A 23,302-nucleotide genomic window follows, 5' to 3' on the forward strand; every position below is an offset into this window, starting at 1 on the left:
TCAATGGACCGTCGTGTCTACCGGTGCCGCCGGGTAGGGACAGCGGTGTAGCCGAATATGCTCTTCGAATTCATGACGAAACAGCTTCACGCTGCTCTGGACCAGCACGGACGCGCCCGTCACGAGCGTACAGTAGCCGGTGCCTTTCACAAAGCCGCAGAGTTGGAGCAGACTGTCCAAATCTTTTTGTGTCCCTTCCCCGGCTTCGATCTTTGTCATCAGGTTCGCGAGATTGATGGTGCCCATCCGGCACGGCGGGCACTGGCCGCAACTTTCGCCCTTGAAGAAATTCGAAAACTTCAGCGTCTGACGGACCATACAGGTCGCATCGTCGACCACGATCACGCCGGCCGAACCGAGTCCGGTCCCCGCCTTCTTCAGCGAATCGAAATCCATCGCCAGATCCAATTGATCGGCGGTGATCATCGAGAACGCGGGACCACCCGGAAACACCGCCTTGATCTTTCGGCCGCCCGGCACGCCGCCCCCGCACGTCTCGATCAACTGCCGGATCGTGATTCCCATCGGCATTTCATAGACGCCGGGACGGTTGACCGCCCCGCTCAGCGAAAACATCATCGTGCCCGGACATTTTTCGGTGCCCACTTGCGTGAACCATTGGGCGCCCTTGTACAAAATGCGCGGGATGTTGCACAGCGTCTCGACATTGTTGACGAGCGTCGGTTTGCCGTAGAGACCGAAGTCCGTCGGATAGAACGGCGGCTTTTGGCGCGGCATCGCGGGCCGGCCCTGCATGGACTCCAGCATCGCCGTTTCTTCGCCGGCCACATAGCTGCCGTGCCCCTCGAATACCTGGAGATCGATGTCGATGCCGCTGCCGAGAATGTTCTTGCCGACGAAGCCCCGCTCCTTGGCTTGGGCCAATGCCCGCTTAAGATTTTCGCGTTCCTCCTCGTACTCGTGATTCACGTAAATGAAGGAGGCCTTGGCCTGGGCGGTGTGGGATGCGATCAGACAGCCTTCGATCAGCTGATGAGGTGCCGTTTTCAGCAAATGCCGATCCTTGAAGGTCCCCGGCTCATGTTCTCCAGCATTACAGACGAAGTAGTGCTCTTTCACTCGATGATTCAAGACCTTGTCCCACTTGACGCCGGTCGGGAAGCCCGCCCCGCCGCGGCCGCGAAGGCCTGAGGCCTTCAGCTCCTGTACGACTTGCTCCGGGGACAGCTCCCTGACGCATTTCTTCCAGGCCTCATACCCCCCGACTTTCAGATACGCATCGATGTCCCAGGGGGGACCGTCCAGCTTTTGTAAGACACGAGGTTCCGTCAGCGTGACCATAGTGCCGGTACTATACGGGGGCCAGGCCGGTCCGTCAAGGCAAGGACAAGAGAATAGGCCTGAATCTCAATGGGTTAGGACCACAGCCCTAGGATGGACTGGGTATATTGGTCTGGTGAGCCGGTAGACATACGAGGCCGGTCGGACTTCCGCACCGGCCTCGCAATTTCCACTACTTGAAGTGGCTGCCCGCCCCCATGAAGAACAGCATGGGAATGGACAACAGAAAATTCACGCGGGAGGCCAGCAATGCCGTCCGGCCCCACTGAGCCATCTCGGCCGGAGCCGGTGTGCCCTGTGCCGCCGCCGTCACCGCCGCGATGATTTTTTTCTGGTTGGGCCAAATGACGGCATGCACGTTCACCATCATGATGATCCCCAACAGACCGCCGATGGCGAGAGCATAGGCACCCGTCCCGCCGTGCATATACAGCTTGCCGTAGAGCAGGATCCCCGCGAGCACCGTCACCGTGGCGCCGTGACGAAACCAGTTCAACGCCGACGGCATCAATTTCGGGATGACGACGTTCTTAGTCGGGCCATCCAGGCTTTTCATGAACGCGGCATTGATCAGGTTGAAGAAATACAGCAATCCGATCCAGGTGATTCCCGCCAGGAAGTGGATCCAGCGCAACAGGATTCCGGCCCAATCCGCGTCGCCGGCGCCGACGCCCGAAAGGCCGAGATAGACAATGATCAACACGACGGAGAGCGCGAAGCCGGCTCCTATCGTTTGCATCGGATCTTCAAGAAACTTCATAGATTCCCCCGTTCATTGTTCAGTGTAAAGCTGATGGCGTGTTCTGTACTGTAGCGCCTCTTCCGTTGTCAAGCGCGAGCGCGGCGCCGCACGCGACCGCGCACGTGATCGTGTCCCGGCTGCCAGAAGACATCGTAAGGGCCTGCTGTCTCCGGCGTTCGAGCCCGATCGATGGAGAGGAGACCAACTCGCTGGGGCGGAGACGGCGGGATTTCGGCGAGGTGCGTACCGGGATCGGCGGTTCATGGTCGGCACTGAGGATCCGCCGGACATCCGATCGTTGCGGAGACGCTACACGAAACCCTCGGACACCGGCCTGCGCCCCGGTGAAATCCGCAGCGCGGTCATGGACGGCCGTTCGGATTTCAGGCCATCAGCCGATCGACGACCGTACAGAGTTCACGGACCGCCGCCGCAGAAGCAGAGAGCGCGCTACGCTCTTCGGCGGTCAACTCGTACTCGACGACCTGTTCGGCCCCGCCCCTGCCAATCTTCACCGGTACGCCGACGACGACGTTCTTGAGTCCGTATTCGCCGTCGCACAGCACTGCGCACGGCAACACCCGCTTTTGATCCCGATGGATGGCCTCCACCATGTCCACGGCCGAGGCAGACGGCGCATAGAAGGCACTGCCGGTTTTCAGCAGCCCCACGATTTCGGCACCTCCGTCCCTGGTGCGCTTCACAATCGCGTCCAGCCGCTCCTTCGGCAACAGCTCCGACACCGGCCGGCCTTTGACCGTCGTATACCGCGGCAGCGGCACCATGGTGTCGCCGTGTCCGCCCAATACCATCGCCTCGACCTCGGGACCCGGCACCTTCAACTCTGTCGCGATGAACGTGCGCATGCGCGCGGAATCCAGCACGCCGGCCATGCCGATGATCCGGGACTTCGGCAGGCCGCTGACCTGAAGCGCCACGTGCACCATGGCGTCCAGCGGATTCGTCACGAGGATCAGGATGATGCCGGGAGAGCGCGAGACCAGTTCGGTCACGACTGACTTCACGATCCGCGCATTGGTGGTCAGCAGCTCGTCGCGGCTCATACCGGGTTTACGCGGCATACCGGACGTGATGACCGCCACCGACGAGCCGGCCGTCTCGTCGTACCCGTTGGTCCCGACCACGCGCGTGCTGTAACCGCAGACCGGACCCGCCTGCGAAATGTCGAGGGCCTTGCCTTGCGGAACACCCTCGATGATATCGACCAGCACGACGTCATAGGCGTCTTTTTCCGCCAAACGTTGCGCGGTGGTCCCACCGACATTCCCCGCTCCCACTACTGTTATCTTCGGTCGGCCCATGTCCCCTCCGATCAGTCCTGATTCCTGAATGCCGAATCCAGAGCATGCGTGCGGCTGAATCCCGCCGGCATTGAACCGGCTCACCCCGACGACGCTCTTCTAGTGTTCGTGTTCCGTCCACCCCGCCACTTTGAAATTGATGGTGCACACGAAATTATCTCCGTCGTAGAAATTGACCTTGATCTTCTTCTTGCCGTACGTTCGCGCCAGAAACTCCTCCGGATTGTCAACCAGTTCCTGATACCCCCCAGCCGGGTACTCCCCGAGATCGTGAAAGACCACGATCATTCCCACTTTGACTTCCTGCAACACCTTGATCGAACACCGGGGATACACCTCCCAAAACTTGGCCTCGATCATGTCTTTCGTCGGCTCGGGACGGTCTTCCCCCGGCTTGATCGGTTGCGCAAACTTCGCCAGGCGGCGCACATACGGATACTGGTGGCCCGTGAAGAGTTTGTAGAGCCACGGCGGCACGGTCGGTTTGACAGGCTGATGAGTCATATCAAGTCGTTATGTTGCAAGATGGCGATAGATGCGAGGCAGTTTGGAGGGCAACGTTTCGACACGGTCGATGACCGCATACCCCACGTCGCCATACATTCGTCTGAGATACGTATCCGACTCCCGGTCGATGGTCACGCAAAAGGGAACGATGCCGCGCCTCTTCGCTTCCTGGAGCGCCGCCTTCGTGTCCTCCAGCGCATAGTCGTCCTTGTATTCTCCGTCCAATGGCTTCCCGTCGCTCAGCAAGAGCAAGAGCCGCGTTTTTGCCTCGTGCGCCAACAGCTTTGCCGACGCGTGGCGAATTGCGGCGCCGTCCCGGTTCTGCTGTCTCGGGCGAAGTCCGCCGAGCCGGTGCGCGGTGGCACTGCCCAGCCGCTCGTCGAAATCTTTGACGGTCAGGAACTCGACCGACGCGCGGCCTTGCCCTGAATACGCATAGAGCGCATAGCGATCGCCCAATGCATCCATGGCTTCACAGAGCAATACGAGACTTTCTTTCTCCACATCGATCACACGCCGAGCCCCGTCCAGCTGTTTGCCGGTGGATCCGCTCACATCGACCAGAAATGCCGCCGCCACATCGCGCTCCCGCTTCTCACGCCTGAGGTAGACGCGATCGCCCCCTTCGGCTCCCGCACGAAGGTCGGCGGACCGCCGCACGACCGCATCGAGGTCGATATCCTCCCCATCAACCTGCCCTGACACGCGCCGCAAGGCCGGAGGGCGCAGGCTTTCGAACACCCGTCTGAGCGACGAGATCGCACTGCGATGCGCCGTCAAAGTCGAGGACACGCACTCGTCGGATCCGGCTTCGGCCGTTCGCTCGATCACCCGGCACCAATTCATACGATAATCCTGAACGACGGTGTCCCATTCGGGATAATAGACCGCCCGTATTCCGTCGGCGTGCGTCCTGGCAGCCGGTCGCGCATCCACGTCGAGCGCCAACAATTCCTCCACCATGGACGGCAGCGACCGGCCGCCGCCTAGTACGTCTGCCTCCGATTGCCGGTCACCTTGCCGCGCCTGCCCCCGCTCGGACGGCCGGACCATCGCCTGTTCGTCCCGTTGCGCGAATCGTCCGGCATCGTCGTGCGACTCGACGGTTTCGTCGTCACTCCGCGTGACGAACTCCGGATTCATCTCGCCACGATACGCCCAATTGGTCACCGGCCGGTAGAGGTCGCCGCTTTGTTCTGAGGAGGCCGGTCCCATGCCGACGTCCTGCTCCTCTTCACGCCGATCGCCGTCGATCATCTCGGCCCGCGGCGCCAGCAGCTCTTCCATCCGTACATATACCTCGTGCGCGCAACGGACGGCGTCTTCGGCCGACGATGTCCCCTCCAGCATCGGTTGGCACAATCCCCAGAGGACTCCCACTTCATCACGCACGCCATGGGAAACGGCAGCGTCCGCCGACTCCCCGGTCGTGAGCCGCAGCAGGGAGTCCACGATCAATTCTTTCGCGGTTATACCCTGGGACGGATCACGCGGCGTCACGGCCTCTTCGGCCAGCCGGGTCAAATCCTCGCGCAACCCCGGATACTCCTCACGCAACAATCGCTCGACCCGCGCGTCTTCCAACAACGTCCACAGGTCCCGAATCAGGCCGGGATGCGGATATCGCCGAAACAATTCGGCCAGCGATGAGGGCGTCGGTTCGGAGCGGCCGTACCGATCCGCGACGGCCCGGCAGAGATCGTCGAGAGACTCGAGCTTCAGACGATAGGTCCCGAATTCCAGATGGCCTGCCTCATGGGCGGCCATGACGAGATACAGCCGTTCGTTCCGGTCGGCGGTCGCGTAGCGCCGCAGCATGGCAGGCAATAGGATCGTTCGACCATCGGCGTCGACGGTCGCGCGGGCCGTGGCCGAGACGGCGGAATCGGAAAGAGCAGCGATGGCCACGTCTGTGCCGCAGAGCCCCTGCACGAATAATTTCACCCGGCGGGCGACCCGTCGAAGCGGCACTCCGCTCAACGCCTGTTCGACCGATGCGAGAGCCCTGTGGGTTTCCGTCGCGAAGTAGGCGCGGGCGCCCTCGGCATTATATGCCAGCACCTCCATGCCCGACTTGAACCAATCGTCAAAACGGGATCCGGCATCGGGAGCCTCTCCGATCAGACCGATGACGTCCGGAGCGCGCCGCAGATAGGCCAGAGCCGATTCGGCATCCTGTTCTGCTACCAGTAGCCCATATTGGAGGACTTTCAATCGCAGTTCGGAGGACGGCACGGAACGCAGAAGTTTCGGGGATTCCGCCAGCCACTCGATGCCGGCCTGCGGAGTGCGCCCGGCCAGGAGTGCGCCGAGAGCCACGACCTTGGATCGCAGCGGGATCGGGTCGATGTCCCGCAGAATGGCGGGACTGGTCCTCAGGAATTCGATCGTGGCGACGTAATCCGGTTTTCCCAGGCTGTTCGGCGTGATCAGCATCATGCCGAACGACAGCCACCGCCGCACCTCGTCCAGCGGCAGCACGGAAACCAGGGCCGGAATCTGTCGGATGTACTCGAGCCCGACCACGACGTCGACGGCCGTCAACTCCATGCCGATCTCGAGCCATCCGCGCAGGGGCTCGCCGGGCAATACGGACACAAGCTGGGGAGCCGTGCGCAGATATTCGAAAGCGACGTTGGGATCTTGTTCGGCCAATTCCAGGCCGATTGCCAGAACGTCCGCGCGTGACGCGGGAGAGTCGATGACGCCCAGGGCGAGGGGACTATCCCTGAAATAGCGGAGAGCCGTGGCGCCGGAGGATTCCGAAAGAGCGACGCCGAGATCCAGCCAGGCGACCACCGAGGACAGTGCCGTGCGACGGTCCAGTTCCGGAAGCGCTTCGATGGCCGCCCGGCCCGCTTTTGCGGACACAGATTCCAGTTCTTCTAAAAGCGTCAGCACGGCGGCGGGGTTGACCGACTCTTCGGCCAGTCGCCGTCCCAGCTGCTCGGCCGCGACCGAACCAAGCTCCGTCGTCAAACGGCCTAGGAGCTGCTGTTGTACTTGTGCGCCGGTCATGATTTCCGTTTCGGTCCATGCAGGGGCTCGGATTGTAAAGGAGCCCCCGCCGCTTGTAAACTAGCTTTCGGTCGTCTTTCATCCTTGGACCATGAGGAGCGCCGCCATGGCAGATCCGAAGCAGGACAGTCTCGACAAGATGTGGAAGTATGTGAAGGGGTGTGCCGAAAAGAGCGGCACCACCATGCATCCGAACCCCGCCGTGACCGAGGCAGTGGTCAAAGGGCTCGCCATGCACGTGGAGGAACTCGGGAAGCCCCTGTGTCCCTGCAACTTCTATAAGGACAAGCAGGCGGAAGCCAAACAGCGCCGCTGGATCTGCGCCTGCGATGAGATGCAGATCTACAAGTATTGCCACTGCCTCTTGTTCGTACGCGAGGACGGACTGCCGATCACGGAATATTTGCCGGAAGGGCATGAGGGGCGCGAAGTCTACGGCTTGGTGACCGACCCCACGCCGGATAAGGGCCGGGGATTGCGGCACAAGGCTGTACAGGTCTCGGCGCCGGTACCAGAGAACGCTTCTGAGTGAATAGACTCCCTCTTTGTGGTGAAGTTCGGGACCTTTTCCCGTGGGTCTTTACCGCTCCCGCTCGCTAATCCCAGCCCGTCACTTCATATCCCTTCTCGATCAGACAGCGCACAACCGCATCGGCATACGGTGGATCTGGTTCGAGCGGACGATACGCGCCTCCCACGGATCCGATGATCAACCCAAGGCCGGCCCCGGCTGCTGCGCCGATGGCGATTCCGGCCGGTCCGCCGGAGATGCCGCTGGTCGCCCCGACGGCTGCGCCGACAATCAACCCAAGACCCGCACCCGCCGCCACGTTGCCGCTCCGCGCCTCGGTTCCTGGATTCAACCCCGCCGCTTCGGCCTTCCGCTGACAATCCGCGATGTCCAACTGGGATCCTTCACGCCCTTGAAGCTGGTATTTGGCATTGGCCCGCAATGTCGGCTGATGCGCCGCGCAGGCGCTCGTCACGACGGCGGCCAGGAGGAGCGCGGCCAGGGCGAGCCGGTTTGCCTGCGCCTCATCTAATTCCATCCCGTGACCTCATAGCCTTTCTCCTGCAAACAGCGATTCACGAAATTGGTGTATGCAGGATTGTCCTTGGACTTGGAGGTGAACAATCCCACCAGAAAGCCCCACGTGGCGCCGCTGGCCGCACCGATCGCAGCTCCCAAGCCGGGGGACCCCGTGATGGCGCCTCCGACGGCACCGCTGGCCGCGCCGATGCCGGCGCCCATGGCCGTGCTCTTTGCCACGCCTCCGGCCTTCCCTCCCGTGGCCTGTTCGGCCCCGGCCGACTCGGCCATCTGCCTGCAGTCCTTGATATCGGCTTCGGCCGTTTCCGATCCGACCGACTGCAGATGTGCGTTGGGATATAAGACCGGCTTGGGGCCCGCACAGGCCACGAGTGCCCCGACGCTCATCGCCACGATGGTCCCGCGTATGCGCATCACCACCAACCGTAACGGGAAAGACGGGCCTCGAGCTGCCGGGCGGACACGCCGCGGATCAGCAACCGTTTGCGCCTCCCGGTGAAGCCCGATTCGATGGAGATTGCGCGCGCGGCGACGTCGAATTCGCCAGCCAAGAACGCGATCAGCGCGTCGTTGGCTTCTCCGTCCACGGGAGCCGCCGCGACACGGACTTTCAGCGCGTCTCCACGCTTTCCTACCCACGCTGTACGTGATGATTTCGGCTGCAGATGGATGGTCAGGACGGTCCCGTCCTTTCCATCGCACAGTAATGACGTCGTCATTCGGCGGTTCGTGTCCGCAGAGTCGCTCAGAATATCGCTTTGACGAGCTCCAGAATGCTGCGCTGCATGTCCGCGTCGTCGGTGACCGGCCTGGCCACGGCCACGTCGCAAGCCTGATCGACGGGAATGCCTTCCCGGATCAGCGTCGCGGCGTAGATCAAGAGCCTGGTACTGACGCCTTCTTCCAGCCCGTGATTCTTCAAGTTGCGGACCTTGGCGCCCAACTTGACCAATTTTCCGGCCACCTCATACTCCACGCCCGCTTCCCGACGAACGATCTCCGTCTCGACCGCGGCGGCGGGATAATCGAATTCGATGGCCATGAACCGCTGCTTGGTACTCGGCTTGAGGTCCTTGAGTACGCTCTGATACCCGGGATTGTAGGAAATGACGAGCAGGAAATCTTCCGCGGCCTCGATGATCTGGCCTTTTTTCTCGATCGGCAGGAGCCGCCGATCGTCGCTCAACGGATGGATGATGACCGTGGTGTCCTTTCGCGCTTCCACCACTTCGTCGAGATAGACGATGGCCCCGTGCTTGACGCCGAGGGTGAGCGGGCCGTCGATCCATACGGTCTCCTGTCCCTTCAGCAGGTACCGCCCCACCAGATCGGAGGCGGTGAGGTCCTCGTGACAGGCTACCGTGATGAGAGGCCGATTCAGCCGGTGGGCCATGTGCCGGACGAACCGCGTCTTGCCGCATCCGGTCGGTCCCTTGAGCATGACGGGCATGCGGCACTTGGCGGCCGTCAGAAACAGCTCAACCTCGCCGCGGACGTTCGCGTAGTAGGGTTCCTCGGCAACGCGATAGCGCCCGATGTCGATTTCATGCGCCGGTTCAGTCACGTTCTTTCCCATGGATTCACTGACGGGCACGATAAACGGAACCGCGTCTGAAGATCAAGGGAAGAAGCGCACAAGGCGCGCAGAGACCGTCACGCATTCACCCCGTCGAGGACTTCCCGTACCTTCTTGGCCAACACGACCGGGGTGAAAGGTTTGGGGAGGAAAGAAGTTTCGCGGGAGACGCCGCCTTGCTCGAACACCGGATGGTCGGGATATCCGGACATGTAGAGAACCTTGGTCTCCGGGCGAATGCTGCGAAGCTTTTCGGCGACCTCCGGCCCGCTCATCTGAGGCATCACCACGTCCGTGAGCAACAGGTGAATGGGGCCCGAGTGCTTGGCGACGGTCATCAACGCTTCGATGCCGTGACGGGCCTCGAGCACCGTGTAGCCGTGCAGCCTGAGCGTCTCATGGACCAGGCCGCGGACCGCGGGCTCATCCTCGACCAGCAAAATGGTTTCCCGGCCGTGGGCCGGATCGGAAGTCTCGCCGGGTCCGCTTGCGCCCGGCCGGTCCTCCGAGACCAACGGAAAGTAGATCTTGAACACGGTGCCCTGTCCGGGCACGCTCTCCACGACGATGGTTCCGTTGCTCTGCCTGACGATGCCGTAGACGGTAGACAATCCCAACCCCGTGCCTTTGCCCTTTTCCTTGGTGGTAAAGAAGGGCTCAAACAAGTGTGAGCGGGTTTCGGCGTCCATCCCATGTCCCGTGTCGCGCACGGTCAACTGCACGTAGACGCCCGCTTCCACTCCGACGGCATCCTTGCGCGGTCCTTTCCCGACCGTGACGTTGCGCGTCTCGATGGTCAGCCGGCCGCCCTTGGGCATGGCATCCCTCGCATTGACCGCCAGATTCATGATGACCTGCTCCATCTGCCCGGGGTCGGCCCGAATCGCGCCGATGTTCGGCGCCAGCTCGGCGCAGAGATCGATGATGTCTTCGCCCAGCAAACGGCGCAGCATGCCGTCCATGTTGACGACGAGCGCGTTCAGATCGACGAGCTTGGGAGCGATGAACTGCCGGCGGCTGAACGCCAACAGCTGCCTCGTCAGCCCGGAAGCGCGATCGGCGGCCTTCTTCACCTCTTCCATGTCTTTGCGCATGGAATCATTCGGCTGAAGACGCGCCAGCAGCAATTCGCTGTAACCCCGGATGACGGTCAGCAGATTGTTGAAGTCATGCGCCACCCCTCCCGCGAGCCGCCCGACGGCTTCCATTTTCTGCGCCTGCTGCAGCTGAGCCTCGGTCTGCCGCAGGGCTTCCTCCGTTCTCGATCGCTCGCCGAGCTGCCCCATCTTCAGGCAGATGTCGTCGATCATCTTCAACAGCTCGTCGTCCGGCTGCCGGGTTTGTCTGCTGAACAGCTCGATGACTCCCTCGACCTCGCTTCCGACGCGAACCGGAAATCCGAAGGCGCCACGGAGCCCGGCGGCGCGCGCCTGCTCGGCGCGGGGGGATGGCTCATCCACCGTGACGTCGGTGACCCACGCCGGCCGTTCGGTCGCCCAAATGCGGCCCGGGAGCCCTTCTCCGGACCTGACCACGCTCGACCAGGTGACCGTCGAAAACGCCTCGAAGCCGGTCGAGGGATGCGGCCATTGATCGATGCACCGCAGCGCTCCCTCCGTCTTGTCCACCCGCCAGAAGACGCCGTAGTCCCATTCCAGATTCTGGCCTACCGCTTGAACGATCTTCGGAACGGCTTCTTCCAGGGTACGGGACTCCGCCAGGACTCTCGTGACCGAGTATTGGACGGTAAGGCGCTCTTCCGCGCGCCTTCTCATGGTGATATCGGAAAAGGACACGACCGCGGCGGCGGGCGCTCCCTGTCCCTTCAGCCTGACCGGCCTCGAATTCACCTCGAGCCATCGCAATTCCCCGTCCGCTTTGTAGAACCCCATGATGACGCCGGAGCAGGACGCCCCGGTCAACAGCGTGACGGCCACGGGGTGGCGCTCCGGAGGAAACGGGCTTCTGTCTTCATAGATCGTCTTCCATACCGGATCGTGAAACGGCCGCTTCATGAGTTCCGCGAACGGGATGCCCAAGATCCGCTCCGCGCTGGCGTTGCCCGTTCGCAACACTCCCTGGTCGTCGATGACCAGCACGCCTTCATCCAGCGCATTGACGACCGACCGGTAGCGGACCTCGCTCTCACGGAGTTTGGTTTCGGCTTCGCGGCGCTCGGTGATGTCCCGAGCGAACGCGCTGAAGAAAAACGTATCCCCGATCCGCACCGGAGAAATCGACAGCTCGACCGGAAACTCCCGGCCCGAGCGATGGAGCGCCAGTACTTCGACCCGCCTGTTGAGGATGTGACTCTCGCCGCTGGACAGATAATGGCGAAGTCCCCGTTCGTGGGCTTCGCGGTCGCGCGGCGGAATGATTACTTCACCCAAGAGGCGCCCCAGTACTTCGTCGCGGCCCCACCCGAAAATCGCGGCCGCCTGCGCGTTCCAATCGGTGACGATACCGCGGGAGTCGATCGTCACGACGCCGTCGAGCGCCGTATCCACGATGGCGCGGTTCCGCTCCTGGCTCTGCAGCAACGCCGCCTCGGCCGCCCGTGCCCACGCGCTTTCCTGTTGCGCCTGCTGATACTCCTTCCGTAGTTTGGACGTCGACCAGAGGACCAGGAACAACATGGGCAGCCACACCACGGCACCGGAGATCCCGACCTTCCACAGAATCGACCGGATCGGATCGAGAATGCGGTCGCGATCCATGCGAACAAACACGTGCCAGTTCAACGGATGAATTTCGCCGAACCCCTTGGTTTGTGCATAGCCGGTCACGACCGGGGCGCCCCGATAGTCTTCCTCCACGAAACCCGGACCACCCGACTTGCCGGCGCTCACGGACGACAGGCCGGCCTGGCCGATATTCTGAGGACTCTTGTGCAGGAGATCGGAATCGGCAAACACCCATCCGTTCGCCGTCACCATCTGATAGGACACAGGGCCCGTAAATTCGTGCCGTTCTTCGAGCGACCGCACGGTCCGCGTCGTCACGTCTTCGAGAACAGGAACCGCCACCCGCGTCGTGACCACGCCCAGGAACGTGCCCTCGGAATCCAGGATCGGAGCGGTGAATCCGACCGTTTCAATTCCCTGGTCGGCTTCATGCGAAGCGACGTCCTGCACCGACGGCTTCTTCGTGGCACGGGCCTGCCGGAACCACTCGGCCGACGCATAACTCTTGCCCCGAAGGGTCGGATCCGTCGACGCGACAATGACCCCTTGGCCGTCCGTGACACCCATCCAGTGATAGACCGGAGCATAGGTCGCCTTCATCCATCCCAGGTAACCGGTCAGATAGGCCGGATCGAACGAGCTGAGTGATAACGCACGGGCGAGCATCTGGACATCCCCGCGTCGTTCGAACAGCAGGCGGTCGAGCTTATCGGAGACTTCGGCAGCGGCCACTGTGAGTTCCTCGCCGGCCGCCGCGACCAGACGATGCTCGACATTGCGGAGCAGCAGCACTCCTACTCCAAAAGCCACGAGCGTCATCAGGACGATCGACAGCGGCAGCCATCGATAGCGTTGCGAGATGAGCGGTGTTTGGAAATTCGCCATTGGTCAGCTCACATGGTCTTCCAAAAGACTGTACTGCCGGATCCGCATGACCGGGTGGTAGGAGTCCTTCGACCGACTCAATCCCGCCAAGCCGGCCCCATCCATGGTATTGATGAATTCCGCCCCATGGGACGCTGCCGCACGGCATGTCTCCCGAAACAGATATTGGGCGAGACCTGGAATCGAGCGGTCGGCGACTTCCAGCAACACGCACCATGTGGCGGGACTCAGCCAGCAGCCGAACGTATAGGCCCGGATCTCTCCCTCGACGCGCACGACCGTTCCGCTCAATCCCAAGTCCGAGCCATGAGCCCAGGCGATCTCGTGCGTCGACGCCGCATCCTCCAGCAACAGACGGCCGAACGAATCGAGCGCGCCGGCCTGCTTCTGTTCCTGCCATCGCTGAAACAGCCGACGGCACTCGGCACGATCCCGGAGCGCATAAGACGCCGCCGCGACCTGCTCCAACCGTTCGACCTTGTTGCAGAGCGCGCGGTGCGACTTGAACCGGTCTCCCGTAAGCGTAGCCAGGTCCCCTGCCCGGTATAAATAGTCCGCTTCTCCGGCTTGGAGGCGATAGCCCAGGACCTCCAACCGGGCGGCCAGCGCGGGAGAAATGTTGTCGATCCGACTGACCGGCGAACCGGCTCCGTTCCTCCGCCGCATGAGATCGAACGCCGCGCCGATCGCCTCCTGTATCGGCCCGCCTCCCAGGGGAGGAAGGGGCATGAACCAACCGTCCGGCGATTCGGCAAACAGACAGAGGGAGCCGCGGAGTTCCGCCCACCAATAGCCCAGGAGGGTCGTACAGAGATAGATAGAGGGGACGGAATAGGCCGCGAGGGCCTGGCCACCGGCAAGCCCCGATTCGTCCAATGCATCCGTCACTCTTTGGACGTCTTCGAGCGTGAGTCGATGGACCGGCGTGGCCCCCCATCGCGTCTGCACGGCGCGGGTCAACGCCGGCAGCCTGAACAATTCCACGACGTCCGGCTGGAAACGCCCGATCAACCGCGGATGATCCGCAACCGTCCTGAGCAGATCCGAATCATTCAGCCGGATCATTGCCTGGTCGGCATATCGCCGGATGGAGTCCGGAACCTGCTCTCCCATGAATGGGCACTTGCTGTCCCAGCCGAGCACCACGTCGTCATGGTGTTCGTTCCACATCAAGGCCAAGGGATAGAGCTGGCAGTCAAAGGGTCTCCGGTCATAAATGAGACAACGGGCGCTGGCCGGGTCAAAGGCCGGGCAATGGAATCCGTCCCCCTCTTGGTCGGGAATCAAGGTGATCTGACATCCTCGCGGGGAAGGAAACCGGTCGGGGTTCGCGCCTTCGGTCACCGCTCGGACGATTTCCTCGGCCGTAAAGTACGGCCGCAGCGGACTGTCCGGGTCTGGAAAGCGACAACACACGTCACATTGCAGGCAGGTGCTGCTGGGAACCACCTGTGGAACGGAGCGGACCGACTCGGCGGAAGAACCGGTCTGCGCGGTCGACGCCGCCATCGAGGAACTCCTTGATTTTTCGTTCATTCTAGCACTGTTCCCGTGGACCGACTAGCAGGATATGTTTTTCGAGACATGGCGTCTGGAAAACCGACAATTCCTTGACGTCTCCTCAATCGGTGGGATACTGCAGCAGGATATATTCGCTCTGCCGTCACCACCATCATGTCCGATACACCTCTTCCATCTCAATACGATCCACGAGTGTTGCTGAATTCGCAACCCCTCATTATCACGGTGATTGATCCGCTTACCCACACAGTCATCTTTCAAAACGATAGCTCGCGAAAAAAGTTCGGAGACATCTCGAACGCGACCTGCCACGAAAAGATCGCCGGCTGTTCCACGCCTTGCAGCTTCTGCCGGATGCCGGAAACCGTCGAAACCGGCCGACCGTCCTCCAACGAGGTGCCGCTGCCGAACGATGAACATCTCCTGGTGCAATGGGCCAAAGTCGAGACGACGACCGGAGCGACGCATATCGTCGAAACGATCACCGACATCACCTCTCTCAAACGGCAGCAGCAGGAAACCGAGCGTCTCGTCACGAAGTTGTCCGCGACCAATCGCGATCTGATTCAGGCGAATCAGCTTCTACAAGATCAGTCGGTGCGGGACAGCCTGACGGGCCTGTACAACCATTCGCACTTTGAGCAGACGCTGGTTCATCTCTGCGCACTCGCCCTCCGTTCGATGCGCCCGCTCTCTCTCCTGTTCGTCGACTTGGACAACTTCAAGCAGATCAATGACATGTACGGACACACCACCGGCGATCAAGTCCTCCGGGAAATCGGATGGCTGCTGGACAGCCAACAGGGACCCAGTCGGGGAATCGCACGCGCCAGCGATTTTGCGGCGCGATACGGCGGCGAAGAGTTCGCCTTGATTCTTCCGGACACGTCGATGGACGGCGCGCTCAGCGCGGCCGAGCGGCTCCGCCACCGGGTAACGACGCTCACGATGCTGCCCGAACTCTCCGCGCTGACCATGCCTTCGTTTGCTCTCACCTGCAGCGTCGGCGTCGCGTCATTTCCCATTCACGCGGACAACCCCACCGATCTCGTCAATGCCGCCGACACGGCCGTCTACGCGGCCAAGCGGGCGGGCAAGAACCGCGTACGCATGGCCGCCCCCGCGCCTCCGCCGCCGAGCGTTCCCGGTCCTCTTGTACGATCCTAGGGCGCGTGCTACGATCACGCTCGTCTGTCGATTGTTACGAATGTCGTCCCTGTTCATTTGACTACCTCCAATCTCCTCTATCGCTGCTCCGCCATTCGGGATGCACTGGTCGACGCGGGGCTGTTCGCCGCTTCAGCCGGAACGTCGGCCGCGGGTGACGCCGATACGGCGCTGAATTCCTGGCGGATCGGAACGGTCCCGTTCCTCCTTTCCGCGGACCAGATCGGCTTTTTCCGCCGCCTGGGTCCCCATCTTCTTTCGTTCTATCGCGCGCTCAACCGGCTGTACGCCGAAAGCGCCCGCGGCCTGCAGCCCTCCTGGATCGCCGAAGCCTTGGATCGTGGAAAACCGGAAGGGCTCGTCAGCTACAGCCGCATGAAACGGTTTCGCGACCTGCTGCCCGCCGTGATCCGTCCCGACGTGATTCCGACTGCCGACGGAATGGTCATTACCGAGCTCGATTCGGTGCCGGGCGGCATCGGACTTACCGCCTGTCTCTCGCGCGCCTATGCCGACAATGGATTTCTGAATCCCGAAGATCCGTCGTCGCCCGCCACTATGCGGCTGGTCGGCGGTCGCGACGGGATGATCGACGGGTTCGGCGCGATGCTGACGCATCTTCGCGGTTCCCGTGAAGGATGCACGGCGGTAGTGGTGTCGGATGAAGCGAAGGACTATCGGCCGGAAATGACCTGGATGACGGCGCGACTTTCCGAGCGGGGGATTGAGACCCGTTGCGTGCAGCCGCGCGACGTCCGGTTCACGGAAGGAACGCTCCGAATCGTCGACGGCGACCGCGAACAGCCCATCGCGCTGATGTACCGGTTTTTCGAATTGTTCGACCTCCCCAACATCCCGAAGTCGGAACTGATCCAATATGCCGCGAAAAAAGATTGGGTGACCGTCACTCCTCCATACAAGCCGGCGCTGGAAGAGAAGTCGGCCTTCGCACTCCTTCACCATCCGATGCTCCGCTCCTTCTGGCGCCGGGAATTGCGCGAAGACACCTGGCTTCATCTGACCACGGTCATGCCGCGAACATGGCTGCTCGACCCGGCTCCGGTCCCGCCGCAGGCGACCATCCCGGGCCTGTCCATCGGAGATCGGGCCATCACGAATTGGCGGGATCTTCTGTCGGCCACCCAAAAGGAACGGCACTTCGTCATCAAGCCTTCCGGCTTCTCGGAATTGGCATGGGGCAGCCGGGGTGTGTCGATCGGGCATGATTTGCCTCAGAGTGAGTGGGCGACCGCGATCGATGAAGCGTTGGCCGCATTTCCGCGGACGCCTTATATCCTGCAAGAGTTCCACAAGGGCCGGCAATACCACCTGGAATACTACGACCCCGCCAGCGGGGAGATGCGCCAGATGGCGGGTCGGGCCAGATTGTCTCCCTATTATTTCGTGGCTGGCGAAAAGGTGGAGCTGGCTGGTATTCTGGCGACAGTGTGTCCGGCGGACAAGAAGATCATCCACGGGATGAAGGATGCGATCCTGGTTCCTTGCGCCGTTGCTCCGGAAGGCCAGCCCCGGGCGGAATGATGGATGCGACGCTATTCGTTCCTGAACTGAACGTACGCATCAACACGAACAACTATGGCTCTGACGCTCTATCACGTGGACTGGTGCCCGGAATGTGACGTGGTGCGGCGCAAGCTGGCAGAGGCCGGTCTGGCCTATGAAGGCGTCATCGTCCCCGATGTGCGGCCGTTCCGCAAGCAGGTCTACGAGGTGTCCGGACAATATTATGTGCCGGTCTTGAAGGACGGCGACACCGTACTGACCGAAACCGACGAGATTCTGGCCTATATCGAGCGCAAAGCGGAGGCCGATCGTCTGGCCCAACGCTGAGCCGCCCCTCGGTCCCCGGGCCGGCATAGAGAATCGAACCCGCGTCGTTAATTACGCGCGAATGAGGGAGTAAGTCGATGGAGGAGTGGAGACAAATCCTCGCCGACAGCATCGTCAAGCCTAAAGATCTCGCAGATCGCTTCGGCCTCGATGCCAAGGAGATCGAAGAGATCGTCGGCCCGTATCCCATGCGGATCACGCCCACGGTCCTGAACACCATCCGGGCAAAGGGCGATGCAATCTGGAGGCAGGTCGTCCCGGACGCGGCCGAGCTGGCCGACATCGATGCGGAGGACGACCCGCTCGAGGAAGACCTGATGAGTCCGGTGCCCCATCTGGTGCACCGGTACCCGGACCGCGTCCTCTTGATGGTGACGAATCAGTGTCCGATCTATTGCCGCTTCTGTACGCGCAAGCGCCTCGTCGGCAAACCCGGTTTTCTCAAGAAGGGCGAGCTGGATCGGGCCATCGCCTATCTGCGGGCTCATTCGGAAGTACGGGACGTCATCCTCTCCGGCGGCGATCCGTTGCTGTTGCCCGACCATCTGCTCGAACGCATCCTGAAAGCGCTCCGGACGATCCCGCACCTGGAATTGGTCCGCATCGGTTCCCGCGTGCCGGGCACGCTGCCCGAACGGATCACGCCGGCCCTCTGCGAGATCGTGAAAAAATACCACCCGATCTATATGAATCTGCACTTCAACCATCCCGATGAGTTGACTCCCGAGGTGAAAGCGGCCTGCGGCCGCCTGGCTGACGCGGGTGTTCCTCTCGGCGCGCAGACCGTGCTCTTGAAAGACGTCAATGATGATCCTGAAATCATGCGGCGGCTGATGCATCAATTGCTGCTGGCCCGGGTGAAGCCGTACTATCTCTACCAGGCGGACTTGACCAAGGGCACGAATCATTTCCGCACGAAGGTCGAAACAGGGTTGAACATCATCAAGGCGCTGCAGGGTCACACCAGCGGAATGGCCGTCCCGCACTTCGTGATCGACGCACCGGGAGGGGGCGGAAAAATTCCGCTGCTGCCGGACGACTACCTGGTCCGCATGAACGATGACGAAGCCGTGCTGCGCAACTACGAGAACAAACGGTTCAGCTATCCTCAGTCGAAAGCGACGGGCGGCCGCGAATTGCCGATGGTCGGCGCACGCGCCTCCTATCAGGACGACGCCGACGCCTTCCCCTCCTATGGCGACAGCTATCCCGATCGCGACGGCTATGCCGCCTGGGGCAACAGCTGCGGCGGAGACATGGACGACTGATGGCTGCCGCTCCGGCTCAGGGCATCCTGCCCTATCAACAAATCACCCGATTGATCGCCGGAGGAAGCATCACCGCCCCCGTTGCGATCGAAGACCGGCAGATCCAACCGGCCAGCCTCGACCTCCGCCTCGGCAAGAAAGCCTATCGGTTGATCAGCAGCTTTCTGCCCGAGCTGTCGCCCATTTCCAGCCGGCTCGACGTGATGGACTTTTATCACTCCGACCTCGTGATGTACGAAATGGACCTGAGCGGTGGCGCGATCCTCGAGAAAGGCCATGTTTACCTCGTGCCGCTGCTGGAATCCCTCCAGCTGCCGAAGACGCTGCGGGCGCGGGCCAACCCGAAGAGCACCACCGGCCGGCTCGACGTGTTCACGCGCATCGTCACCGATCTCAACACCGGATTCGACGAGATCCGTGCCGGCTATCACGGCCCCTTGTTTCTCGAGGTCGTACCCCGTTCGTTCGCGATCAAGGTGAAGACCGGCCAGAGCCTCAACCAAATCCGTTTCATCCGCGGCGAGGCCACCGCCCCCGACGCGGCGCTCGAGCGCCTGCACCGGCAGGAGCCGCTGCTCTATCACAACGCGCCCAAACGCAAGGCCGTGTCGGCCAAGGAATTCCGTACCGATCACGGTCTGTTCCTTCGCATCGATCTCAAGGGAGAGGAGCGAACCGGCAACGCCGTCATCGGCTACCGGGCGAAAAAGAACAGCCACGTCATCGACCTTTCCAAAGTCGGCTATTACGCGGCAGCGGATTTCTGGGAGCCCCTGTACCGGCATCGCCAGGACAGCCTGTTGTTGGAGCCGGAAGAGTTCTACATTTTGGCTTCCAAAGAACGCATCTGCGTTCCGCCGGACTATGCGGCAGAAATGGTGGCCTACGAGGCGGCTTGCGGAGAACTGCGCACCCATTACGCGGGTTTCTTCGATCCGGGATTCGGATACGGGGCGGACGGCGAGATCGCCGGCACGCAAGTGGTGTTGGAGGTGCGGCCCCACGATGTCCCGTTCCTGATTCACGACGGCCAGACCTTCTTCAAGGTCATCTATGATCGCATGCTCGACGTGCCGAGCCGCCTGTACGGCGTCGGCCTGGGCTCGTCCTATCAGCGGCAGGCGCTCACGCTCAGCAAACATTTCAAGATATAAGGTATAGTGCAAGGGAACGCCATGGCACCCACCGATCTTCCGACACCCCAATCAGACGACCAACCGTCCCGCCACGACAACGCCCGCCGGCGCGAGCAGGACAGCGGCAGCGATACCCAACTGCATGTGGTCGGCGTCATGATCGGCACCGCGCTCATATTCATCGGCTTTTTGAACGTGTTCCTGTCGATCAGCGGAGGCTTCGAGATCAACGTGGTGCCGTTGCTGATCTACTTCGGGGGGATTGCCGTCTGGGCCAATGCCGCGATCGAGGCTCCCATGTTTCGGTACGGGGTGATCGCCTGCGCCCTCGCCTTGGCGTTCGCGTTCTTTCACTACGGAGAGGTGCTGTTCTGGCACAAGCAAGTCGTGTTCTGGGCGACAGTGGTGATCGTCATGTATTTCATGTTCAATGAGCCGAAAAAGCCCGCGTAGGACACCGCATATCCTCCGAGGCCCCGCCGATTCTCTCCGCCTAATGGAGCCCATCATCTGCATTGCCAAGCAGGGGACAGCCCTATGCGCGTGGCCGGTCGCGGCTCCCCTGCCGGCGTATCGAAACCGGAAACACGAAGCCGCCTCCTCGGACGCCCTATGACGAACCGCCCCTCGGCAGACCTTGCGCTGATCATCCTCACCGAAGCTCCCATCGTCGGCCAGGTCAAGACAAGCCTTTGCCCGCCGCTGACGCAGGACGAAGCGGCGACGCTGCACGGCAGCTTTGTACTGGATACGTTGGAACGCACCAAAGTCGCCATGGACAAGTGGAAGCTTCCATTCGATCGCTACCTTGCCTGCGCTCCGTCATCCCAACACGTCTTCTTCAAAATCATGGAAGAGCGGCATCGCGTGCGCTTGATCGACCAACTCGGCGCCGATCCGGACGCACGTATGCGGGAGACCTGCCGCGCGGTGTTCGACAAAGGACACCGCCGTGTCGTGATGCTGGGGACCGATATCCCCACCCTGCCACTCGAGTATTACCGGCAGGCGGCGATGCTCTTGGATGAGCACGATCTGGTCCTGGGCCCCGAGCAGACGGGCGGCTGCTATCTGTTTGGATTGGCCAAGCGAGCGGATGGCCTCTTCAGCGACATTCCCTGGTGTACCGATCAGGTCTTCCGGGTGACCCGAGAGAGAGCCGAATCTCTGGGCCTCCGCGTCGCCTCCCTGCCGGAGTGGCGCGACGTCGACTCAATCGACGATCTGACCGCGTTTATCGAAGCCGGCGCGCGCGACGCGAGTTTGCCGAAAGCGGAACGGCAATTCTCCTCCCGCACGGCCGGGACGCTGCAACTGCTCGCCAAACGGATCCGATCACGGGCATAATACGGCCAGTATGACTCATCGGGTGGCGCTCATCACCGGCGGAGCAAAAGGCATCGGACGCGGGATCGCACTCGACCTTGCGCAGCAACAGTGGTGCGTCGCCATTTGCTATCGCACGAGCGCGGCGGAGGCGGAGGAAACGGCTCGGGCCATTGAAGCGCGGGGCGGCCGAGCCCTCACGCGCCGCTGCGACGTGTCCGAGCCGACGGCGGCCCGGGAATTCGCCGCCACGGTCGAGAAGGAATGGGGGCATATCGACGCGCTGATCAACGGCGCCGGCCCCTACCATCGCGTCAATCTGTTCGACGAGACGGTCGCGGGCTGGAACGAGATGTTCGACGGGAATCTCCATCCCATCTTCTACCTGGCGCAGGCGGTCGCGCCCGGCATGAAAGCCAGAAAGTACGGCCGGATCATCACCTTCAGCATGGCGAACACGGAGCAGATGGTCTCGCAACCGGACGTCACCGCCCACTACATCGCCAAGGCGGGTGTCCTGATCCTGACCAGGACGCTGGCGAAACTCCTGGCGCCGCACGGCATCACGGTCAACACCATCTCGCCCGGGTTCATCGACTCGGGAAGCGCACCGCCCGAAGAATTGGCCGGCATGACCAAACGAATTCCCGCAGGATATATCGGTACTGTCGATGACGTGGTGGCCGCCGTCCGTTTTCTGTTGGGCGACGACGCACGGTACGTCAACGGAGCCAACATTCAGATCAGCGGAGCATGGGGAATTTAGGACGTGGTGAAGATGTGATTCGAACGATCCCGTGGAAAAAGGAGTGCTGCATATGAAATCAGAGCCGGAGCGAGCGGCGCACCGCCGGTTCGTACAGGCGTTGCAACATGAACATCTGATCTGTACCCGTCCGGACTGCGGAGGTCCGATGGACGTGGTCGATTTGACCGTGCATCATGCCGCCGTGAAGACGTATCAAGCCGAGTGCGAGCGATGCCATGCCGTCGAGCACATCACCGGCAAGGTGGATACCCATCCCTCCTGGGACATCGCCTCGATTACCCTGATGGCCGAGATGCATCTGTTACACGATCAGCCGGTTTGCCCCTTCGACGACACGCCCATCACGTTTACCTCCATGCCCAACCCTCGCCGCAAGGCCCGATATCGCCTGTCGTGCTATTACTGCGGGCGACATACGGAGATGAACTGGCCTCCCCCCGAAGCCAAACGATAGGTCTCCGACATCACCGGAACGATCGGGACTGGCGGCACCCGCTCCTCCCAAAAGAAAGCAGCGGTGAATCGGCCCAGAGAGGTTGCGGGCAAGCCGTGCTAATAGGTCTGCCGGAAACCGAGCGAGGTCTTTCTCAATCCTCACTCTATCATCAGATCATCGCATGAGCGGGCATCAGAGCCGTTTTGTCCTCCGGCGTTGCCGATATGGAGCGGCCCGTTGAAACGGGTGGCGAGGACTGTTCGCAGATCCGTTCGACGGCAGTCGGGACGGATCAAGTTCCGCAGCCAAGCGAAGCAGAGGCCTACGCCGGACTGAAACGGATCTGGCCTTGAGCGAAAGCGATGATCTGACGACCTTTACTTGCCGCTGGCCGTGCCCGTTGCGCTTCCAACGCAACGGCGTGGCCTGTACTGTTCGAATCGTTTCGATGAGTTTACAGGCCACGAACGGACGAGGCTTAGCTGGGTTCGCGCGGAGGTGGAGCGCGGCGAGGCTCGTGACGACGCTACTCTTGTCTTCTCACCCTCTCTCTCCCCGCTGCTGAAATCTACCGGGCGGGCAGCCAGGCGGAATCGTCCGCCGCCTTGCCGGAGAGGCCGGGACACAACTCACCGAAGCGAGAGGCGCTTGCTCTTCCATAGCAAGCGCGAAGACTGCACTGTTTGAGCCAGCCACTGGCGAGTTTGCAGGATTCAACGAGCGAGGTCTAGTTGGGTGGCA

General features: G+C 61.9%; 21 protein-coding genes and 2 pseudogenes. 10 read left to right on the top strand and 13 right to left on the bottom strand.

What is annotated here, in order from left to right; genetic code table 11:
- From nuoF to NSJP_RS01865, 5 genes are all read right to left on the bottom strand, one after another.
- Positions 1-1,302: an NADH-quinone oxidoreductase subunit NuoF gene (gene nuoF, locus NSJP_RS01845; protein WP_080885242.1), complete on the bottom strand. Its 1,302-nt coding sequence runs from the start codon at positions 1,300-1,302 to the stop codon at positions 1-3.
- A gap of 172 nt (positions 1,303-1,474) precedes the next feature.
- On the bottom strand, positions 1,475-2,062 hold the full coding sequence (locus tag NSJP_RS01850; RefSeq protein ID WP_231989461.1) for a urate hydroxylase PuuD: 588 nt from the start codon (positions 2,060-2,062) through the stop codon (positions 1,475-1,477).
- A 365-nt stretch (positions 2,063-2,427) separates the two neighbouring features.
- On the bottom strand, positions 2,428-3,366 hold the full coding sequence (gene mdh, locus NSJP_RS01855) for a malate dehydrogenase (RefSeq protein ID WP_080888483.1): 939 nt from the start codon (positions 3,364-3,366) through the stop codon (positions 2,428-2,430).
- Between the two features lie 99 nt (positions 3,367-3,465).
- Complete coding sequence (locus NSJP_RS01860; RefSeq protein ID WP_080885243.1) at positions 3,466-3,870, bottom strand: hypothetical protein; 405 nt, start codon at positions 3,868-3,870, stop codon at positions 3,466-3,468.
- A gap of 9 nt (positions 3,871-3,879) precedes the next feature.
- Complete coding sequence (locus NSJP_RS01865) at positions 3,880-6,891, bottom strand: nitric oxide reductase activation protein NorD (protein WP_080885244.1); 3,012 nt, start codon at positions 6,889-6,891, stop codon at positions 3,880-3,882.
- Between the two features lie 106 nt (positions 6,892-6,997).
- On the opposite strand from NSJP_RS01865, the gene NSJP_RS01870 reads away from it, so the two are divergent.
- Entirely contained in the window at positions 6,998-7,423 is a 426-nt protein-coding gene (locus tag NSJP_RS01870; protein ID WP_080885245.1) for a ferredoxin-thioredoxin reductase catalytic domain-containing protein, read from the top strand.
- Between the two features lie 64 nt (positions 7,424-7,487).
- On the opposite strand, the gene NSJP_RS01875 is transcribed toward NSJP_RS01870, so the two are convergent.
- The 8 genes and pseudogenes from NSJP_RS01875 to NSJP_RS01900 all read right to left on the bottom strand — a co-directional run bounded on the left by NSJP_RS01875 (position 7,488) and on the right by NSJP_RS01900 (position 14,596).
- A complete protein-coding gene (locus NSJP_RS01875) occupies positions 7,488-7,940 on the bottom strand; it encodes a hypothetical protein (RefSeq protein ID WP_080885246.1) in 453 nt (150 codons plus the stop codon).
- The gene (locus NSJP_RS01880; RefSeq protein WP_080885247.1) at positions 7,931-8,356 is read right to left on the bottom strand and encodes a glycine zipper family protein; all 426 of its coding nucleotides are present in this window, start codon (positions 8,354-8,356) and stop codon (positions 7,931-7,933) included. Before NSJP_RS01880 ends, NSJP_RS01875 begins: the two co-directional genes overlap by 10 nt.
- Positions 8,356-8,661 (bottom strand): DUF167 domain-containing protein, encoded by a 306-nt coding sequence (locus NSJP_RS01885; RefSeq protein WP_080885248.1) that lies wholly within the window; start codon positions 8,659-8,661, stop codon positions 8,356-8,358. Before NSJP_RS01885 ends, NSJP_RS01880 begins: the two co-directional genes overlap by 1 nt.
- A gap of 26 nt (positions 8,662-8,687) precedes the next feature.
- Positions 8,688-9,518 (bottom strand): CbbQ/NirQ/NorQ/GpvN family protein, encoded by an 831-nt coding sequence (locus NSJP_RS01890; RefSeq protein WP_080885249.1) that lies wholly within the window; start codon positions 9,516-9,518, stop codon positions 8,688-8,690.
- Positions 9,519-9,595: 77 nt separating this feature from the next.
- Positions 9,596-11,293: an ATP-binding protein gene (locus tag NSJP_RS19975; RefSeq protein ID WP_407938664.1), complete on the bottom strand. Its 1,698-nt coding sequence runs from the start codon at positions 11,291-11,293 to the stop codon at positions 9,596-9,598.
- Positions 11,279-11,701 (bottom strand): annotated as a pseudogene (locus tag NSJP_RS19980) (PAS domain-containing protein); the annotation flags it as partial. The gene NSJP_RS19975 and the pseudogene NSJP_RS19980, both read right to left, overlap by 15 nt.
- A pseudogene (locus NSJP_RS19985) lies at positions 11,681-13,087 on the bottom strand (PAS domain S-box protein); the annotation flags it as partial. The pseudogenes NSJP_RS19980 and NSJP_RS19985, both read right to left, overlap by 21 nt.
- 3 nt (positions 13,088-13,090) lie before the next feature.
- On the bottom strand, positions 13,091-14,596 hold the full coding sequence (locus NSJP_RS01900; protein WP_172834091.1) for a phosphatidylglycerol lysyltransferase domain-containing protein: 1,506 nt from the start codon (positions 14,594-14,596) through the stop codon (positions 13,091-13,093).
- A gap of 204 nt (positions 14,597-14,800) precedes the next feature.
- On the opposite strand from NSJP_RS01900, the gene NSJP_RS01905 reads away from it, so the two are divergent.
- The 9 genes from NSJP_RS01905 (at position 14,801) to NSJP_RS01945 (ending at position 22,579) form a co-directional block, all read left to right on the top strand.
- Positions 14,801-15,775, top strand: coding sequence for a GGDEF domain-containing protein (locus NSJP_RS01905; RefSeq protein WP_172834092.1), 975 nt, complete (start codon positions 14,801-14,803; stop codon positions 15,773-15,775).
- Between the two features lie 57 nt (positions 15,776-15,832).
- Positions 15,833-17,317: a hypothetical protein gene (locus tag NSJP_RS01910; RefSeq protein WP_080885253.1), complete on the top strand. Its 1,485-nt coding sequence runs from the start codon at positions 15,833-15,835 to the stop codon at positions 17,315-17,317.
- A gap of 54 nt (positions 17,318-17,371) precedes the next feature.
- Positions 17,372-17,626 (top strand): glutathione S-transferase N-terminal domain-containing protein, encoded by a 255-nt coding sequence (locus NSJP_RS01915; RefSeq protein WP_080885254.1) that lies wholly within the window; start codon positions 17,372-17,374, stop codon positions 17,624-17,626.
- A gap of 77 nt (positions 17,627-17,703) precedes the next feature.
- Positions 17,704-18,894 carry a KamA family radical SAM protein gene (locus NSJP_RS01920; RefSeq protein WP_080885255.1) on the top strand — a complete coding sequence of 397 codons (1,191 nt, stop codon included), beginning with the start codon at positions 17,704-17,706 and terminating at the stop codon, positions 18,892-18,894.
- Entirely contained in the window at positions 18,894-20,048 is a 1,155-nt protein-coding gene (locus NSJP_RS01925) for a 2'-deoxycytidine 5'-triphosphate deaminase (protein WP_080885256.1), read from the top strand. Before NSJP_RS01920 ends, NSJP_RS01925 begins: the two co-directional genes overlap by 1 nt.
- Before the next feature lie 21 nt (positions 20,049-20,069).
- The gene (locus tag NSJP_RS01930; RefSeq protein ID WP_080885257.1) at positions 20,070-20,483 is read left to right on the top strand and encodes a hypothetical protein; all 414 of its coding nucleotides are present in this window, start codon (positions 20,070-20,072) and stop codon (positions 20,481-20,483) included.
- Between the two features lie 159 nt (positions 20,484-20,642).
- Entirely contained in the window at positions 20,643-21,377 is a 735-nt protein-coding gene (locus tag NSJP_RS01935; protein WP_172834093.1) for a TIGR04282 family arsenosugar biosynthesis glycosyltransferase, read from the top strand.
- A gap of 10 nt (positions 21,378-21,387) precedes the next feature.
- Positions 21,388-22,122 (top strand): SDR family NAD(P)-dependent oxidoreductase, encoded by a 735-nt coding sequence (locus NSJP_RS01940; RefSeq protein ID WP_080885259.1) that lies wholly within the window; start codon positions 21,388-21,390, stop codon positions 22,120-22,122.
- Between the two features lie 52 nt (positions 22,123-22,174).
- Positions 22,175-22,579 carry a hypothetical protein gene (locus NSJP_RS01945; RefSeq protein ID WP_080885260.1) on the top strand — a complete coding sequence of 135 codons (405 nt, stop codon included), beginning with the start codon at positions 22,175-22,177 and terminating at the stop codon, positions 22,577-22,579.
- The last annotated feature ends 723 nt before the right edge of the window (positions 22,580-23,302 follow it).

The sequence above is a fragment of the Nitrospira japonica genome, assembly GCF_900169565.1.
Taxonomy (GTDB): domain Bacteria; phylum Nitrospirota; class Nitrospiria; order Nitrospirales; family Nitrospiraceae; genus Nitrospira_C; species Nitrospira_C japonica_A.

Bases quoted from the DNA above. Each gene is read 5' to 3' on its own strand.
- nuoF (WP_080885242.1), bottom strand. From the start codon at position 1,302: ATGGTCACGCTGACGGAACCTCGTGTCTTACAAAAGCTGGACGGTCCC.
- NSJP_RS01850 (WP_231989461.1), bottom strand. From the start codon at position 2,062: ATGAAGTTTCTTGAAGATCCGATGCAAACGATAGGAGCCGGCTTCGCG.
- mdh (WP_080888483.1), bottom strand. From the start codon at position 3,366: ATGGGCCGACCGAAGATAACAGTAGTGGGAGCGGGGAATGTCGGTGGG.
- NSJP_RS01860 (WP_080885243.1), bottom strand. From the start codon at position 3,870: ATGACTCATCAGCCTGTCAAACCGACCGTGCCGCCGTGGCTCTACAAA.
- NSJP_RS01865 (WP_080885244.1), bottom strand. From the start codon at position 6,891: ATGACCGGCGCACAAGTACAACAGCAGCTCCTAGGCCGTTTGACGACG.
- NSJP_RS01870 (WP_080885245.1), top strand. From the start codon at position 6,998: ATGGCAGATCCGAAGCAGGACAGTCTCGACAAGATGTGGAAGTATGTG.
- NSJP_RS01875 (WP_080885246.1), bottom strand. From the start codon at position 7,940: ATGGAATTAGATGAGGCGCAGGCAAACCGGCTCGCCCTGGCCGCGCTC.
- NSJP_RS01880 (WP_080885247.1), bottom strand. From the start codon at position 8,356: ATGCGCATACGCGGGACCATCGTGGCGATGAGCGTCGGGGCACTCGTG.
- NSJP_RS01885 (WP_080885248.1), bottom strand. From the start codon at position 8,661: ATGACGACGTCATTACTGTGCGATGGAAAGGACGGGACCGTCCTGACC.
- NSJP_RS01890 (WP_080885249.1), bottom strand. From the start codon at position 9,518: ATGGGAAAGAACGTGACTGAACCGGCGCATGAAATCGACATCGGGCGC.
- NSJP_RS19975 (WP_407938664.1), bottom strand. From the start codon at position 11,293: ATGAGAAGGCGCGCGGAAGAGCGCCTTACCGTCCAATACTCGGTCACG.
- NSJP_RS01900 (WP_172834091.1), bottom strand. From the start codon at position 14,596: ATGGCGGCGTCGACCGCGCAGACCGGTTCTTCCGCCGAGTCGGTCCGC.
- NSJP_RS01915 (WP_080885254.1), top strand. From the start codon at position 17,372: ATGGCTCTGACGCTCTATCACGTGGACTGGTGCCCGGAATGTGACGTG.
- NSJP_RS01920 (WP_080885255.1), top strand. From the start codon at position 17,704: ATGGAGGAGTGGAGACAAATCCTCGCCGACAGCATCGTCAAGCCTAAA.
- NSJP_RS01925 (WP_080885256.1), top strand. From the start codon at position 18,894: ATGGCTGCCGCTCCGGCTCAGGGCATCCTGCCCTATCAACAAATCACC.
- NSJP_RS01930 (WP_080885257.1), top strand. From the start codon at position 20,070: ATGGCACCCACCGATCTTCCGACACCCCAATCAGACGACCAACCGTCC.
- NSJP_RS01935 (WP_172834093.1), top strand. From the start codon at position 20,643: ATGACGAACCGCCCCTCGGCAGACCTTGCGCTGATCATCCTCACCGAA.
- NSJP_RS01940 (WP_080885259.1), top strand. From the start codon at position 21,388: ATGACTCATCGGGTGGCGCTCATCACCGGCGGAGCAAAAGGCATCGGA.
- NSJP_RS01945 (WP_080885260.1), top strand. From the start codon at position 22,175: ATGAAATCAGAGCCGGAGCGAGCGGCGCACCGCCGGTTCGTACAGGCG.